Here is a 16180-nt window from a genome sequence, read left to right on the forward strand (position 1 = left end):
ACCTAAAAAAATCTCCTTGCCAATGGGCAGGGAGATTTTTTATTTCTAAGAGACTTCATCAAATGGTGTTTCAATTTTCCGACGCCCACGTTGTAGCAGATAAATGGCTACCACAACAAGTACTGACCCAATGACTTCTGCGACCGTAATCTTCAAACTCAAGAAAATAATTGACAGAATAAAGGTCATGACTGGTTGGGTCGCATCCACAATACTAATCACATCTGATGGCGCAAAATGCGTGCTATAGAGCACCAGTGAGAATGGGAGAATGGTTCCGACCAAAATAACCGTACTCATTGACGCAACCAAGCCGCCAGTAATTGGGGGGGTATTCAGGAAAAATGGATGGTAAAGGTTGAACACAATGCCTGAAAGAAACATGCCCCAGCCCAAAACTACAATCGGCGCATGCCCTTCATCCTTAACCAACGGTCGTGGCAACACCACGTAACAGGCCGCCGTAATCCCGGAACCAATCCCCCACAGGAGCGAATTCAAGGGAATCGCTAGTTGGGAGATATGTCCCCGCGTAATCGCCAGAAAGACCCCGACCATCGCGACGACGAACGCAATCAAATCACTGCGTAAGGGCCGGTCATGTTTGAAGACCAGACTACCCACCACAATAAATAGTGGACTCAGGTATTGGAGAATGGTTGCTGCGGCAGCATTCCCAGTTTGCACAGCGATATAGAAGGTCAGTAAGTTGGCCCCCAAACCAAAAATGGCATACGTTAATAACCACATAATTTCGCGACCACTACGAAAAACAGCGAACGTTTTTTTGCCGTACATCACTAAACTAACCACTAGTAGCACGATTCCAGTGCCCATGGTCCGCGTTGACAAGAACCAACTGGCTGGAATATCTTGACTCTGTGAAATAAACTGTAGGACTGTCCCAGAAATCCCCCACATGGCTGAGGCCATTGTGGCCCAAAAGATTCCCTTCATGACATTTTCAGTCGTTGCTTTTGAATTTTCCAAACCCTGATAATCCTTTCTCTCCCACACCACTGCGGTATGCATCATAATCCTCATATTTTACCGAAGGAAAATGAAAATTTAATGGTAAAATCGACAGAAATACTGAAATGACAAAAAATATTTAGCCAAATTAGTAGCTGTTAGCGACCCGTTCAAGTCTAATTTAAAATTGACTTACCAACTTCCAAACACGCGTCTCATGTGAGTTACTGTGGGCACGAGTAGTAACCAACACACCAATGCTGACACTCACAAATAATTAAGTTAATGCTTCCAAAATAACGAAATAGTAATGCTTAACCAATGTTACCGTGCCACACCAGTAGCCCGTCGGGAAGCGGCAAATGGGTTCAGTACCGTCATTATCCTTAGGGCGCGTCATTGGCGCGCTTAGGATAAGACCGAGCTTTAAGACAAGGGATTTTCTTGGCTTAAAGTCGTGTCCGGTACGTTCCAGCCCAGTTGACGCGACCAGAGGGCGGACCATCACAACTAAAAGTAACTGGCTTAGGCGCACAAAACCCTAAAAGAAACGGTGTTCCCTAAATTCAAGGAACACCGCTTTTCATTTAACATTAGTTATGGTCCACTTTACGGGCCCACAAATCACCAATCAATTGAATGGCAAAGACAATGACCAGGATAATCAACATCGCTAGGAACGTTACGTCGCTTTCAAAGCGACTGTACCCAACGTTAATCGCCAAGTTACCAAGGCCACCCCCACCGATGGCACCAGCCATGGCGGTTAAGTCGATCAGACTAATCAGCGTTAGGACCGACGAGCGGATAATATCTGGTAACCCTTCACGCAGGTAGACGCGAAAGATAATCGCAATCGGACCAGAACCCACCGATTCAGCAGCTTCAATCACGCCGCGGTCAACCTCAGCCAACGCATTTTGAATCTGCCGCGCATAAAATGGCGCTGAACCAATGACTAATGGCACGATAGCTGCCGTCGTCCCAATTGCGGTTCCCACAATGATCCGCGTTAATGGCGCAATCACGGCCAGTAAGATCACAAAGGGAATTGACCGACAGAGGTTAACCAGCTTATCTAAGATGTTGTAAACGACACGATTCTCTAGGATCCCGCCAGGTTGCGTCACAATTAACCCAATCCCAATGGCCATTCCAACAATACCGGCGACAACCGCCGTAAAGAACGTCATATAAAGGGTCTCACCCGTTGCCTGAACAAAATCACTCTTCATCGTGACCGCATTCGGGAAATATTTTGCAAATAAATTCACTTAGGCCACCTCCGGATCTGTTGGCTGTAGATGCGTCACGGTAATTCCCGCTGATTGACAATACTGCCAAGCGGCTGCCAATTTATCGGGCGCACCAGTCATAACGACAATCAGATTGCCAAGCGGTGTGTCTTGCAAAATTTCAACGTTACCGTACAGAATATTTGAAACCACTTCAAACCGCTTATACAATTCCGTAATTAATGGTGCATCCGTGCTGGCCCCTACATATTGAAGCTGAACCAATTGTTGATGATCATCCAAGCCGAGCGTTTGCGCTTGCTTGTAAATCTTGGTCAACGCCTGATTAATCTGGGTCGCCGTATTGATAAAGTCTTGCGTCAACTTCTCATGTGGCTGACTAAAGATTGTGACCAGGTCCCCCCGTTCGATAATCTCGCCAGCATCCATCACCGCCACTTTATTACAAATTTCTTTGACGGCTTCCATTTCATGCGTAATCAAAACAACCGTTAAACCCAGCTCTTGATTCAAGCGTTTCAGCAATTCGAGAATCGACGAAGTGGTCTTCGGGTCCAACGCACTGGTGGCTTCGTCACTAATCAAGATCTCTGGATCATTCGCCAACGCCCGGGCAATCGCTACCCGTTGCTTCTGACCACCGGACAGTTGCGCCGGGTAATCTGTAGCCTTTTCCGTCAAGCCCACCAGTTCCAGTAAATGTGCGACTTTCTTTTGCCGTTCTTCTCGGGTTAAAGTGCCACCTTTGAGCGGATAGCCCACGTTGTCGGCAATCGTTCGTGACGCCATCAAATTAAAGTGTTGAAAAATCATTCCAATCTTGGTGCGAGCCACCCGTAATTCCTTCGATGGCAAGCCCAAAATATCTTGGCCGTTAACTTCAACGGTACCAGCAGTTGGCTGCTGAAGCCGGTTAATCACGCGTACGAGGGTACTCTTCCCAGCCCCCGAGTAACCGACGACCCCATAGATGTCACCACGGTTGACCGTTAGTGAGACGTTTTTCACGGCCGTAACCGTCTGACCTTTATTGTGGAAGGTCACGTCGATATCTTTTAACTGAATAATCGCTTCATTAGTCACAGACTTCATTCTCCTTACTCGCCGATGCTGGCAAATTCATTTTCTCTACTTATGATCTGACGATCTACCAAGCTGGAATGGACAAGCCATGGTAGTACTTCTTCAATAACTTCTTCGTTTCAGCCGTCTGATAAGCCTTAACGATCTTCTTGTAAGTCTTGTTGTTCTTGTCGGCCTTGTTGGTGGCAATGATGTTGATATAAGGAATTGAGGCCTTGTTCAACTTCTCTTTGTAGATACATTCGCTATCTGGTAATTTCGCTTCAGAGGCAAATTCGTTGTTCACAATCGCAGCCGTGGCATCCGTCAAAGAACGTGGTGTTTGCGCAGCATCCACTGGCGTAATCTTCAACTTCAATTTGTTTTCGGTAATGTTTTTAGGTGTTGGTAAGGACACCTTGTTGTCGACCTTGATCAGGCCAGCAGATTGTAAGAGATGTAATGCCCGACCTTCATTCGTTGAGTCATTAGGGATCGTAATCTGATCACCCTTCTTGATGGCTGAAACAGTCTTAACTTTCTTGGAATATAACCGTAGCGGTGCGCGGACCGTCTTCCCAATAGAAACGATGTTCGTCTTGTGAGCCTTGTTCCAGGTATTCATGAAGTACGTGTGTTGGAACGAGTTCAGATCAATTTCATGATTGGTCAACGCTGCGTTCGGTTGATTGTAGTCAGTGAAGGTCACTAACTTAATGTTGATGCCTTCCTTTTTCAACTTCGTTTGGATTGGTTTCCAAATCTTTTCGTCGGACCCCATGATCCCGACCTTAACCGTCTTGCTGCTGGACTTACCACAGCCTGACACAATCAACAGTGGAATCAATAACAATAATAGCCAACTAAAATGCTTAAATGATTTCTTCATCCTCAAAACCCCTTTGATTTAATATCCCTAATAGAAACGCCACGATTGAAAACAGTGACCAAAAGAAAAAGTCCGCTCCTAAATTAATAGAAACGAACTTTGTCGTGGTACCATTCTAATTCAAGTCAGACAAAAATGTCTGGCCCCTCATTAACACTCGCCAGCTTGCGCCTTGAAGTGCGTGCACGGTAATGAGTGCCAAACATTATCACCTCATCAATCAGACTCAGTGATACCAATTCATTTCAGGCCATCTTCACCCCGCCGTGGGTTATTCGCTTGCAGCAAATCACGAACTCTCTACGAACCATTGACGGTGGTTACTCTCCTGATCACATTGTTTTCAATCGCTTAATTTATCAGTAAGTCTAATGCAACTTTAATTCGGTGTCAAGACAAACCGCTAATAAATTTATTCATATAAACGGGTGACTAGACTGGTATCGGCTTATTAATGTGAGCGTTAAACGACTTAATCGTCAAACTAATTTCTCACCTAAATTTCACTTACGCATCAATAACTTGCTCGTGTAAGATGCCCGCCGCCAACAAAAACATATGGGTCACGACGGGGCCCACAAAGCTAAACCCCCGACGCTTTAGATCCTTCGCTACTGCCGTTCCAATGGCCGATTGGTTGGTCAACTCATCGCGGGTCACTGCCGGTAACAGAAACGGCGTTCCATTAACAAACTGCCATAAATAATCTGCAAAACTCCCAAACTCGCGTTGAATTTTGACAATGCCCCGAGCATTGCGAATCACCGCACGAATCTTGCGACCATTCCGAATCATATCCGGATCGTTGGCAATCCGCTCAACGTCCACCTCTTCATCAAACCCGGCCACCACTTGGGGGACCATTTCTGCAAAGAGACGCCGATAAACCGGCAACTTACTCGCGGCCGCTTGCCAGCTCAACCCCACTTGGAAAACACCGACTGTCAGTAGTTCAAACAACACATGGTCATCATGTGTCGGTGTCCCAAAATAGGCATCGTAGTCGGCCGTCCCATTACTCGTCCAGTCACGGCCATCTTGCGGTCCAATTGCCATGTTGTCATCCCCTCTTGCTTTCAATATACCAAGGGGACTTTCCCAGTTCAACCGGAAATAACCGTTGTGATGACTTATCCCACTGATTTATTTAATATAAGCGTACTTATAACTCCACTGCGTCCCAGCTGTATTATGAATAATTCCTTTAACATCTGGCCGTTGTAAGTAAGCATAGTCGGCTTGATAGAGCGGTGTAAAACTTTGAGTCTTGTTGATTAATTGTGAGGCCTTCACCATATCTTGCCAACGCGCTTCCGCATTCCCAGCATCTGCGTTTTGCGCCCGATCAATTAATTTGTCGTAAGTTTGATTAGACCATTTGCCATAGTTTAGTGAATTTGAACTAACTGGAATCTGCATGAAGGAAATTGGATCGTTAAAGTCTGCGCCCCAGTGTGAAAGGTAAATGTCAAAATCACCATTTTGCGACCGCGATTGTGCTACGGACGCTGGAACGTTTTGAATATCTAACGTAAATCCAGCAAGATTCTTTTCTAGCGTACTCTTCAGATACTGCGTCACCGTGCTAGATGATGTATCATCATTGCCGGCTAAAATATTCAACTTGACTTGCTTAATTCCCAATTGTTTGAGTCCCGCGGCCCACTTTTTCTTAGCCAACGTTGGGTTGTAGGTCGTGGTATTCTTTACGGCCTGCTCCTTAGCAAAGTCCACCCCAGTTTTTGGATTCTTCGCTAATCCGCTGGCAACAAATCCCGTTGGGTTCACAGACCCATCGCCTAGCACTTTCTCTGTTAATTGTGACCGATTCAATGACAATGAAATGGCTTGGCGAATATTTTGGTTCGCTAAGATCTTACGCTTCTGAGTATCATTGTCCTTAAAGTTATACTTCAAATGAATCACAATGGAGTAAGGATACTGCTTAAAGGCTTTATTATTCTTGTAATTTTTGACCTGTTCATTAGACAGCTGTGCAAAGTCCAGCTTGTTATTCTGGTACAGGCTCAATCCAGTTTGTGGGTTTGTCACAACTTGATACTTAATCTGATGTAGCTTCACCACGTTCTTGTCCCAATACTGATTATTCTTCACAAACGACCACGTATTGCTTGTCCCGTTCCACCCGGTAATCTTAAAGGGACCGCTGTAAACCATGTATTGTGATTTTGTCGCGTACTTCTTGCCATACTGGTCGACAACCTTCTTATTCTGCGGGGCAAATAGCGGATAGGCCATGAGAATCTTAAAGTAAGCCATGGGTTTATCTAATTGAATCACCACAGTCTGCTGATTTTTGGCCCGAATTCCCACTTTATTCGGATTCATTTTCCCGGCAATAATCTTATCTGCATTCTTAATTCCGGAGAAAAGATACGTGTAGGTAGACTTGGTTGCCGGCGTTAACGTCCGGCGCCACGAGTAGACAAAGTCCTGGGCGGTAATCTTATCACCGTTACTCCATTTGGCATTGTCGCGGATGTGAAATGTCCAGGTCGTTTTATCTTTGGACACCTTCGCTGAGTCAGCTAATCCCGGCGCAACCTTACCATCATTTCCCAAGCGATAAAAGCTTTCAAACACGTTTCCTGTCTGCCCATAGCCGGTTGCCTTAGCCAAGTCGATCGTGTCTAATGCCGCCGTTGCTGGCAGCCGCAAGACCTGCTGCGGCTTGCTAGCCGATGTTGATTGTCCACAAGCAGCCAAGCCCATCCCTAATGCAATAACTGCCGCAACTAGTCCCATTCCAGTCCATTTTTTCATGTGTTCTTGACTCCTTTTCTTTCTCAAATTTGTGGTGTGCAATCCGCAAAATTCAATTTAAAACACGAAAAAGCGGGTTATCCCTTCACTCGCATCGTGAAAGGATAACCCGCTACACTGACAACCTGCGTTGTCGTTATGTACTGCTACGGTTTAGCCGGAAAATCACGATTTTGAGCAACACAAAATGGCACGTTACATTCGCAACATGCAGCAGAGATCATCTTCATTTGGGTTGTCAGGTTCATCATCGTGATTTTCCTCCTTACTTTTTGTTATTAATTGGATTGCACAAACCTAAAGTTACCTTAAGCCATTAAATTTGTCAAAGAAAAACTTTCAGCAGGGACACCCGGGCACCCCGAAACTCCCCATCTACCGCGCCTATCTCTCGACAAAATAATTAGCTCCGTAAAATTCACAACGCCACGCTAACATCTACTAAATGAAAACGGTATACTAGAGGTAAGTTGAACAAAAAGAAAGGATTTGAACGTATGGACATCGAACGAACGCTTGCTGAACTCACATTACCTGAGAAGGCTGCTCTGGTTTCCGGTAAAAATAACTGGTACACCGCAGCAGTTGATCGCCTAGATTTACCAGCGCTAATGATGACGGATGGTCCTTCTGGATTACGGAAACAAATTAATTCTGGAACCACCAATATCAATGACGCCATTCAGGCCATTACCTATCCGGCTGCTGCGTTAAGCGCCAGCACGTGGAATGAATCCCTTATGCACCAGCTTGGGGAACACTTGGGAATTGAAGCGCGCGCCGAACAGGTCAGTCTCTTACTCGGACCCGGTGTTAACATGAAGCGCTCACCCTTGGGTGGTCGTAACTTTGAGTACTTGGCTGAAGATCCGCTCGTTGCTGGGAAGCTTGGCAGCGCCTACGTTCAGGGGGTCCAATCCCAACACGTTGGGGTAGCCGTTAAGCACTTTGCGGCGAACAACCGGGAAAACCAACGTTTCACCGCCTCTAGTGATATATCAGAGCGAACACTACGTGAACTCTACTTGCGTACCTTTGAAATCATCGTCAAATCAGCCTATCCGGCAACCATTATGACGTCTTACAATAAAATCAATGGTGTTCTCAACTCACAGAATGAACGCTTGTTACGGCGAATCTTACGGGATGAATGGGGCTTCCATGGCGCTGTTATGTCCGACTGGGGCGCTGTCGCCAATACGGTTCAAGCCTTGAAAGCTGGCCTAGATCTCGAAATGCCTGGGAAGGGCCAGGCTTCAGTTAATGATATCATTCGCGCAGTTCACACTGGCGAATTAGACGAAGGGACTTTAAACAAAGCGGTACGTCACCTCTTGCACGTCGTTGATGATTGGTTACCGGCCGACCATGCGCAACCCTACGATCACGCTGCTCACCACCAATTTGCGCGAAAGTTAGCGGATGACGGTATCATCTTGCTAAAGAACCATGAAGATGAACTTCCTTTAGACCCACAAACAACTGGCAAAGTTGTGGTGATTGGTGAGCTGGCTGAAAATCCGCGTTTCCAAGGATCTGGCAGTTCCCATGTTAATCCAACTAAATTAGTTTCCCCATTAGATGCACTGGCCGGTAGTGGGTTAAAAGCTGACTACTACCCTGGTTATCGTCTCGATCAAAGCGAAACCAACGGCGACCTCGCTGAAGCGGCCTTAACCGCTGCTAAGACCGCCGATCATGTCATTATTTTTGCAGGTTATCCAAAGGCGGCCGAATCAGAAGGCTTTGACAAGGTCTCCCTCATGTTACCCGAAAATCAGTCAGACTTAATTGGCAGTTTGGCCAAAGCCAATGTCCATACCACTGTGGTGTTACAAAATGGCTCTGCGGTTGAAATGCCATGGATTCACAGCGTAGCAGCCGTTGTTGAAACTTATCTGGCCGGAGAAGCTGTTGGGGAAGCGACTTGGGATATTATTACTGGCACCGTTAATCCTTCCGGTCATTTGACCGAAACTTTTCCTCGTCGGCTCACTGATACCCCAATGGCGCCCACATTTGGTCAAGACCCCCATCACGAATACTATACCGAGGGCATCTTCATGGGGTATCGCTACTACGATACACACGAAATGCACGTGCTATTTCCCTTCGGTCACGGTCTCAGCTACACCACGTTCGAATATACGAATCTCAAGTTAACTCAAAACGAACGCGGCGCCACCGTGACGTTTGACGTCACCAATACAGGTGCGCGCTCAGGACAAGCCGTACCGCAACTCTACATCGCTAATCACGCTTCCCACGTTCCCATGCCAACCAAAGAGCTACGTGCCTTCACCAAAGTTGCCATTGCTCCTGGCGAGACTGAAACGGTCACTCTAGCGCTTGATCGACGTGACTTCAGTTGGTGGTGCGAACCCAAAGCTCGTTGGCAAGCTGATTCCGGCGACTACGAAGTCATGATTGGTGAGTCCTCTCGCGACATTCGTCTGCAAGTTAAACTCACGATGGATTTCAAAAATTCACCGGCGCCAATCACGACCGAAACCTATATGGCAGCCATTGTTAAAAATCCACAATTACGTGATCTCTTCAAGCAGGTTGTTTTAGCACCAGAATATGCTGGTCCAGAAAACTTCTTAGCCATTACAGATGACCAAGGAAGCCTACAAATCTTCCAGGATCGCATGTTTATGAACATGCCATTGCGAGCTGTCGTCGCTTTGGGTGGTCCCCAAGCGTTGATTACAGACTTTATCACACGGGCAAACACCTTATTACGTCAATAATCTCAAAAAAGCGTTACCCGGAAATTTCCGTGTAACGCTTTTTAGGTTAATTTAGCTGCTTCACATGTGGCGTATGATCCAAGGGGTACTCTACGGGCGTATCCCAATCGTTTAACATCTCATCGGTTAAGCGAATCCCTTGTAGTTCTTGATTATCGTAAGGCTCCATGTAATAGACCCGATCGTCTAAACAAGCATAGCCCCGATATTGCGTATAATCACTGGTACCATCTGCCATTAACTTAACCCCTTTAGGGATAGTAACGCCATCTAATAAATGTTGCAGAGTCGTCAGCGTGCTTGGTGTATCGGCTGCCGCTTCACTGTAGTGCTTATTAAATACCGTACGGACAAATCGTGATGGCGAGGTATAATCACCGGGCAACCCTAAAGCTCCGGTTCCTGGTCCTTGCGTTGGTAACTGATAACCCAAGCGATCTTGTAATGGCCGTTCGGCCGCCTGTAATGTCCCATAAGTACTCAAGTTTTGCAGATGCCAATTTAATTCGGGCGAGTTGGCCATTACCCCTACTGGATCATCAATCAGATGCAGATCCGCATTTGTTGTCTCCAACACCGCTGTGTCACCCGTCGGATCACTAAAGATAAAGTGTAGTGGCGTAGTCAACCCCAAAAGCGATACCGGAACGTCTAAGATTTGAATGTGCTTGACCAATTCCCGTAAATCAGCCACACTCTGGGCGTTACCTAAGGCCCAAGCAACAACATCGTGAGGGGCGATTGCCAGCTTGTCAGCTGGTGCCGACTGTTGATACTTAGCATAACCGCGGAAATACAAAGCCGCAGCACCTAAGCCAAATTCATTGACACCATCTACGAAAATATAATGACTTAAATTTCGACCGGCACCAATAAATCCATACTTTGTTGTGAACGTACCAGCATCCCCGCTAATCTCTTGTTGCCGGGGCATAAAGATCGGTTGACCACCCAGTTCAAAAGCAAAATCCATTGTCCGCGCCAAAAAATGATCGCCACGACTGTTTTCATAAGTCAAACTCGTACACATTAAAAATCATCCCGCTTCTCATTTAATTACTCCCCATTCTAACGCTTCTACTGTGATTCTGCACGAAAAATCGTTGAAACTATGTGCGATTTTTTTAAAACATTTATCAACAACATGATGAAAGCAAACGATGGTTCAAACATCCAGTCATCTTGCCGCCAAAAGATGGACTAGCAAAATTAGGTCACTGTCGCAAGCTGACTAACTAAACTGGGATAAATCCCTTAAAATCAAAGCATCTGGCTATTTATTCGTTGCCAAACTGCGTATTCTCAGAGGTGAAAAGAAGCAACCATCCTCACCCAAATTTTGAGTGTCAGATTGTCTAGCCATCCCCCTAAAATCATCCTAAAGCAAAACTGTTATCGACAGTTAATTTACAGCGATCCACCGTTAAACTCCCCCCCTTGGTCCCGGTTAGGATGCGTTCACTCCTTTTTAAAAGCGTTCACGGCTTTCGCCCTGAACGCTTTTTTCGGTCCCAAATCATTAAATTAATCCGCTGCATGATAACGAATCGTACTTTCCCCGTTGCCATTCGCAACCACTTGTAGTTGATTGGCAACTTGGTCACGAAGTTCGCTCACATGACTGATAATGCCAATCATCCGGTGGCGTCCCTCAATCGTTTCTAATGATTCCAATGCTGTCATTAAAGCATCCTCATCTAAAGAACCAAAGCCCTCATCAATGAACAAGGCATCCACATCTACACTCCCTGTCGTTTGCTGGATGACTTCACCTAACGCCAAGGCTAACGCTAGGGACGCGATAAAACTTTCGCCCCCCGATAACGTATGCACGCTTCGCTGTTCGCCAACATGGTCGTCATACACATTGATTTCCAATCCAGAGCGTTTCTTAGACGCAGCAGGTGTTTCATCAATAACAAATTGATACCGGCCGTTAGTAAGTTGCTGGAATCGCTGATTACCAACGGTAAGAATTTGACGCAAATATGTCTGTAGAACATAGCGCTCTAATCCCAATTTGCTATTTGGTCCATCACCATTGACCACACCTGCTAATTCCGTCAGCTCTTGGGTTTGTTGAAGTGCCGTTGCTTGCTGGTCTAATACCGCCCGTAATCGCTGCGTCGCTTGCTCATTTTGCTCTAATAAGTTTTTCAATTGGCGCTCTTGCTCCCGTAAGGTAGTGACCGCCTGGTTGGCTTCGATTAAAGCCGACTGTGTTGCTTCACGATCTGGTTTGGCTTGTCCCTGAAGGCGTTTTGACAACGTTTCAATCAGGGTTGCTAGGCGGGCCTGTTGGGCTTGAAAGGTTTGTAGTTGCTCTCGTTTAACTGGCAAGGTCGCAACCTGAGGCAACCAACGGGCAACTTGTGCTTCCGTATCCGTCGCTAACGGCGCGACCGGATGAGCGAGCTGTGCGGCCAAATCAGCTTGCGCCCTTGCCACCCGCTGATCACTTTGTGTGACTTCCTTAGTTGCTGTCGCCAGTCGATCTTGGGCCACAAGAACCGTCTGTTGGGCAGCCTGGTATTGCTGCTCTATGGCCGTCCACATTTGCTGATCCGCCGCCAATTGATCCTGTAATTTCTGGACCCGCGCTAAATATTCTGTTCGAGTCGGCGCATCAGCTGGCAATCGTTGTTGTTCCGTGGTCAAAGTGGTGGCGAGTTTATCAACCGTCGTGGTTTGTTGTTGCACGGTCTGTTGGGCTTGTGTCACCTTTTCCTGAAGTTCCACGGCCGCTTCAGTTAACTGCGTGATCTGTGTTTGTGCCTGTTTCAAAGCGGCTCGTTGTTCTTGATTGGCCTGTTCAGCCTGTTGCTGCTCCTGGCAACGCTGCGTTAAAATCGCCGCCATTGCGGTCAGGTCCATCGTATCTGCCACTGATAGTTGGGCCCGTAACGCTTGCAACGCCGTTTGATGTTCCTGCTGGTTAGCGTTCAATTGTTGTTGTAACGTCGTCAACTGGGCGGCCAGTTGATCAGCCTGCTGCGTCGCGTGTGTCGCTTGATCCTGTGCCCGTTTGACATCATCCTCGGTGGCTGTCTCAGTTACCGTTGCCTGTGCTGGTTGCGGGTGGGTTGTCGATCCACATACTGGACACGGCGTTCCGGGGGTTAATTGCGCACTCAAGGTAATAATTTGATGCCGAAGGAAAACCTGGTATCGGGCTGCTGCCCGGTCATGTGCCGTTTGGGCGGCTGATTGGGCTGTCTGTAAACGTCCCGTTATTTGCGAAACTTGCTGAGTTAAGTCGGCCTGTTGCCCAACTTGTTGCTGTAAGGTTGCTGCTTGACTTTGAGCATCTGCTAAGTCATTTGCTTGTTGCAGTAGTTTCGTCTGCCGCGCATAGATCTCCGCTTGTTGGTCTAAAATCGCCCGTTGCTGCGTTTGCGCTTGTTGATTCGTCGTCCAAGCCGTTTGCGCCTGCCGATAAGCGATCTGCCGTTTTTCGGCGATTTGTTGAGCCTGCTTGAGCTCCTGTTCTAAGGTGGCTACCCGCTGATAAATCGGCTCTAAGGCACGCCACTGGGCCAAGGTCTCCGTAGTTGCGGTTATCTTTGCTGATAAGGTTTGATGCTGCTCGACTGCCGCTTGGGCCTGCTTGAGTGCCGTCTGGGCAGCCATCAAGTCTTGCTGTGCTTGTTGCTGGTCAGCCTGTCGTTGCTGTTGGGCCTGTTGTGCCTGCTCACGTTCTTGCCAAGCTGGTTGGCGAGTTTGAACCCACTCCAACGCGGTTATCGTCGTTTGCAAGTCATCCATGGCTGGTGCTTGCTGTGCGAGCTCGGTTGCCTGCTGACGGTACTGCGTCAACTGTTGGCGATCTTTTAACAGGCTTTGCTCCTGTTCATCTTGGCGAACCAACCGATCTACGGTCGCCTGAGCCGTTGCCAACCGTCGTTCTAATTGTGCTTGTTGTTCTCGGGTTGTTGCCTGCTGGGCCGCCATTAAAGTCACTACCGGCTCTGGACGTTGCGCAGCGATTAGAGTCTGGGCAGCTTCTTCATTTTCAGAAGTCCACTGCAGGCTCGCCAATAATCGGGTAACTTCTGCTGCGGTGGTCTGACTGGTGGCTTGATCTTTCTTTAGTTGCTGCTTGAGTTGTTCCGTCCAGCGGGCAAAAATTTCAGTATTAAAGAGTCGTTCTAAAACCGCCGCTTTTTCTTCACTAGGTGCAATTAAGAATTGGCGAAATTGGCCTTGAGGCAACAAAACTATCTGGGAGAATTGTTTGCCGTCCATCTGTAATAACTCTTGCAGATAGTCTCTGACTTGGTTGGTTTTTGTCAGTTGCGTGACTTCCCGATCATCAGCATAGACCGTCAGCGTCACTGCTGCCGCCACATCTGTTAACCCCTGACCACGTTTTTTGTTCAACGTCTGGGCGGGCTCACGAATAATCTCATATCGCCGATCACGATGGGTAAACGTAAAGGTGACACGGGTTCGATCCGCTGCGGTAGCAAAATCCGATCGCATAGCCGGAGCCTTGCGATCGGTACCTGAAGTCTGGTCAAACAAGGCATAACACATGCCATCGAAAATTGTGGTTTTTCCGCTCCCCGTTTTTCCGCTGATTAAGAACAGTGGCGTCGTCATAAATCGGGTGAAGTCGATTGTCGCATCCCGATACGGGCCAAAATATTCCAAATGTAAAGTTACTGGTGTCATTGGGCATCCTCCTTTTGTGCGGCCTGCAGGGTCTCACGCGCCCACTTTTCCTGAGCAGTAGTCAATGGATGTTGGGTCACTTGTTCGAAGAAGGTGGTCATCAGGGCCAGCGGGTCACGTTGAACTTGCTGGATATTTAAGTCAACTGGAGTGACCGTGAGTTGTTTCGTGCGATTCAATTCAATGATTTTAGGGAAACGTGTTTTTAAGCGCTGCATCACGTTGGTAATCGGTGTCGTATCCGTTAAGGCAATCGCAATAAAATCATCACGGGTTACGGGATAATGACGCTCTGGATCCATTAGATGAGCAAAACTATCGGTCAAAACAATGAGGTCATGCAGCGGTTTCAGCGGCTTAAACGTCACGGTCACCGGAGTGGTATCCGTATCAATGAGCCAGACCCCCTTGGTGTCTTCGGCTTCACTCGTCGAAAATTTCAGCGGCGATCCACTATATTTCATCGTTGGTACTTGTTGCAACGCCTCTTTACGATGCAGATGCCCCAAAGCAACATAATCAAATGGGGCCAACAACTCAGTAGGAACCGCATTCAGGCCCCCAACCTGCACCAATGTTTCGGAATCACTGTGCTGACCACCAGCCGCGAAAAAATGCGCTACTAATACATGCTTTTTGTCCGGTGCAAATTTAGCTTGCATCGCTTTAACCAACCGTTCCATGGCCTGATTAACCGTTCGAATCTGGTCATCTTCAAATAGTTGTCGTGCCTGAATCGGCTCAAAATAAGGCAATAGGAAAAATTGTGTATCCGCCAAAGTCACTGGCTTCAAAGCTTCTGCCAACCGTGTACGCATGAAGAAGTTCGTACTGGCAAACCATTCCTGTCCATACCCCAATCGTGTCGCTGAATCATGATTGCCACTGATCGCCAGTACTGGAAAGTGCTGCTGGCGATTCAAATCAACCAGCATCGTGTTCAGCGTACCAACTGCCGCTTCACTCGGCAATGCCCGATCATAGAGATCTCCGGCAATCACTACCGCATCGACTTGTTCTTTTTCGGCAATTTTTTTAATCTGCTCATAGGCATCACGTTGTTCGTCTAATAACGAATATCCGTGCAGCTTCTTTCCAATATGCCAATCCGCTGTATGTAAAAATCGCATGCCATTTCCTCCTATTGGTTCTCTGGTGCCCAATCACAAGTCAACAGGTGATCGTTGACCAGTCCTGCTGCTTGTAGAAACGAGTAAACTGTTGTTGGCCCCACAAACTTAAAGCCCCGTTTCTTCATTTCCCGGGAAATATGCCGCGCTAGATCCGTGGTAGCGGGAACCTGATCCGCACTGGTTACTGCATGGCGAATGGGTTGATTCCCTACAAAGTCCCAAAGCCACGTACTAAACTGCCCCGGTGCCGGCCAATTGACAATTACCTGCGCGTTATTAATCGTAGCCGCCAGTTTTAGTCGATTACGGATAATCTCTGGATCAGCTAACAAACGGGTTAGGTCGGCCGCTGACATGGCTGCCACTTGCGTCAAATCAAAGTGGTAGAAATCCCGCTGAAACGCGGCTCGTTTATTCAAAACTGTCTGCCAACTCAGTCCCGCCTGATAGGTTTCCAAACACAATAATTCAAATAACTTTTGCTCATCATGCTCTGGTCGACACCACTCTGTATCATGATACAGTTGCATTGCCGGCGTCTTCGTTGCCCAATCACACCGTTTTACCATTGGGATTCCTCCTCTTTTTTAGCTAATTTCTACTATACCAGAATCTACCGTCTTGCCCAAACGAACGTTCTACTTACAATTATTCAGA

The 16180-nt window shown here is 47.3% G+C and carries 11 protein-coding genes; 1 reads left to right on the top strand and 10 read right to left on the bottom strand.

Going from position 1 to position 16180, the window contains the following annotated elements; translation table 11 throughout:
• Positions 1–45 precede the first annotated feature (45 nt).
• From ACP4IT_RS05945 to ACP4IT_RS05970, 6 genes are all read right to left on the bottom strand, one after another.
• The gene (locus ACP4IT_RS05945; protein WP_011668633.1) at positions 46–1032 is read right to left on the bottom strand and encodes a DMT family transporter; all 987 of its coding nucleotides are present in this window, start codon (positions 1030–1032) and stop codon (positions 46–48) included.
• Positions 1033–1565: 533 nt separating this feature from the next.
• Complete coding sequence (locus ACP4IT_RS05950) at positions 1566–2207, bottom strand: methionine ABC transporter permease (RefSeq protein WP_156646322.1); 642 nt, start codon at positions 2205–2207, stop codon at positions 1566–1568.
• A gap of 39 nt (positions 2208–2246) precedes the next feature.
• On the bottom strand, positions 2247–3311 hold the full coding sequence (locus ACP4IT_RS05955; protein WP_011668635.1) for a methionine ABC transporter ATP-binding protein: 1065 nt from the start codon (positions 3309–3311) through the stop codon (positions 2247–2249).
• A 64-nt stretch (positions 3312–3375) separates the two neighbouring features.
• Positions 3376–4179, bottom strand: a complete 804-nt coding sequence (locus tag ACP4IT_RS05960; RefSeq protein ID WP_011668636.1) for a MetQ/NlpA family ABC transporter substrate-binding protein — start codon at positions 4177–4179, stop codon at positions 3376–3378.
• Between the two features lie 507 nt (positions 4180–4686).
• Positions 4687–5235, bottom strand: coding sequence for a DNA-3-methyladenine glycosylase I (locus ACP4IT_RS05965; RefSeq protein ID WP_011668637.1), 549 nt, complete (start codon positions 5233–5235; stop codon positions 4687–4689).
• Between the two features lie 87 nt (positions 5236–5322).
• The gene (locus ACP4IT_RS05970) at positions 5323–6963 is read right to left on the bottom strand and encodes a peptide ABC transporter substrate-binding protein (protein ID WP_047021532.1); all 1641 of its coding nucleotides are present in this window, start codon (positions 6961–6963) and stop codon (positions 5323–5325) included.
• Positions 6964–7460: 497 nt separating this feature from the next.
• Between ACP4IT_RS05970 and ACP4IT_RS05975 the strand changes: the two genes are divergently transcribed.
• Positions 7461–9716 (top strand): glycoside hydrolase family 3 C-terminal domain-containing protein, encoded by a 2256-nt coding sequence (locus ACP4IT_RS05975; RefSeq protein ID WP_141267947.1) that lies wholly within the window; start codon positions 7461–7463, stop codon positions 9714–9716.
• Positions 9717–9762: 46 nt separating this feature from the next.
• Here ACP4IT_RS05975 and ACP4IT_RS05980 read toward each other — a convergent pair whose 3' ends face one another.
• From ACP4IT_RS05980 to ACP4IT_RS05995, 4 genes are all read right to left on the bottom strand, one after another.
• Complete coding sequence (locus tag ACP4IT_RS05980) at positions 9763–10746, bottom strand: choloylglycine hydrolase family protein (RefSeq protein WP_426855292.1); 984 nt, start codon at positions 10744–10746, stop codon at positions 9763–9765.
• A gap of 494 nt (positions 10747–11240) precedes the next feature.
• Positions 11241–14390, bottom strand: a complete 3150-nt coding sequence (locus tag ACP4IT_RS05985; protein ID WP_426855294.1) for an AAA family ATPase — start codon at positions 14388–14390, stop codon at positions 11241–11243.
• Entirely contained in the window at positions 14387–15520 is a 1134-nt protein-coding gene (locus ACP4IT_RS05990; RefSeq protein WP_047021535.1) for an exonuclease SbcCD subunit D, read from the bottom strand. Before ACP4IT_RS05990 ends, ACP4IT_RS05985 begins: the two co-directional genes overlap by 4 nt.
• Positions 15521–15531: 11 nt before the next feature.
• Positions 15532–16092: a DNA-3-methyladenine glycosylase I gene (locus tag ACP4IT_RS05995; RefSeq protein WP_024526382.1), complete on the bottom strand. Its 561-nt coding sequence runs from the start codon at positions 16090–16092 to the stop codon at positions 15532–15534.
• Positions 16093–16180: the final 88 nt, after the last annotated feature.

Source organism: Levilactobacillus sp. LN180102, from assembly GCF_050106635.1.
Lineage (GTDB): Bacteria > Bacillota > Bacilli > Lactobacillales > Lactobacillaceae > Levilactobacillus > Levilactobacillus brevis.

What these genes read in the sequence shown, in the direction of transcription:
- ACP4IT_RS05975 (WP_141267947.1), top strand. Translation starts at nt 7,461, where the DNA reads ATGGACATCGAACGAACGCTTGCTGAACTCACATTACCTGAGAAGGCT.
- ACP4IT_RS05945 (WP_011668633.1), bottom strand. Translation starts at nt 1,032, where the DNA reads ATGCATACCGCAGTGGTGTGGGAGAGAAAGGATTATCAGGGTTTGGAA.
- ACP4IT_RS05960 (WP_011668636.1), bottom strand. Translation starts at nt 4,179, where the DNA reads ATGAAGAAATCATTTAAGCATTTTAGTTGGCTATTATTGTTATTGATT.
- ACP4IT_RS05985 (WP_426855294.1), bottom strand. Translation starts at nt 14,390, where the DNA reads ATGACACCAGTAACTTTACATTTGGAATATTTTGGCCCGTATCGGGAT.
- ACP4IT_RS05995 (WP_024526382.1), bottom strand. Translation starts at nt 16,092, where the DNA reads ATGGTAAAACGGTGTGATTGGGCAACGAAGACGCCGGCAATGCAACTG.
- ACP4IT_RS05970 (WP_047021532.1), bottom strand. Translation starts at nt 6,963, where the DNA reads ATGAAAAAATGGACTGGAATGGGACTAGTTGCGGCAGTTATTGCATTA.
- ACP4IT_RS05980 (WP_426855292.1), bottom strand. Translation starts at nt 10,746, where the DNA reads ATGTGTACGAGTTTGACTTATGAAAACAGTCGTGGCGATCATTTTTTG.
- ACP4IT_RS05950 (WP_156646322.1), bottom strand. Translation starts at nt 2,207, where the DNA reads ATGAAGAGTGATTTTGTTCAGGCAACGGGTGAGACCCTTTATATGACG.
- ACP4IT_RS05990 (WP_047021535.1), bottom strand. Translation starts at nt 15,520, where the DNA reads ATGCGATTTTTACATACAGCGGATTGGCATATTGGAAAGAAGCTGCAC.
- ACP4IT_RS05965 (WP_011668637.1), bottom strand. Translation starts at nt 5,235, where the DNA reads ATGGCAATTGGACCGCAAGATGGCCGTGACTGGACGAGTAATGGGACG.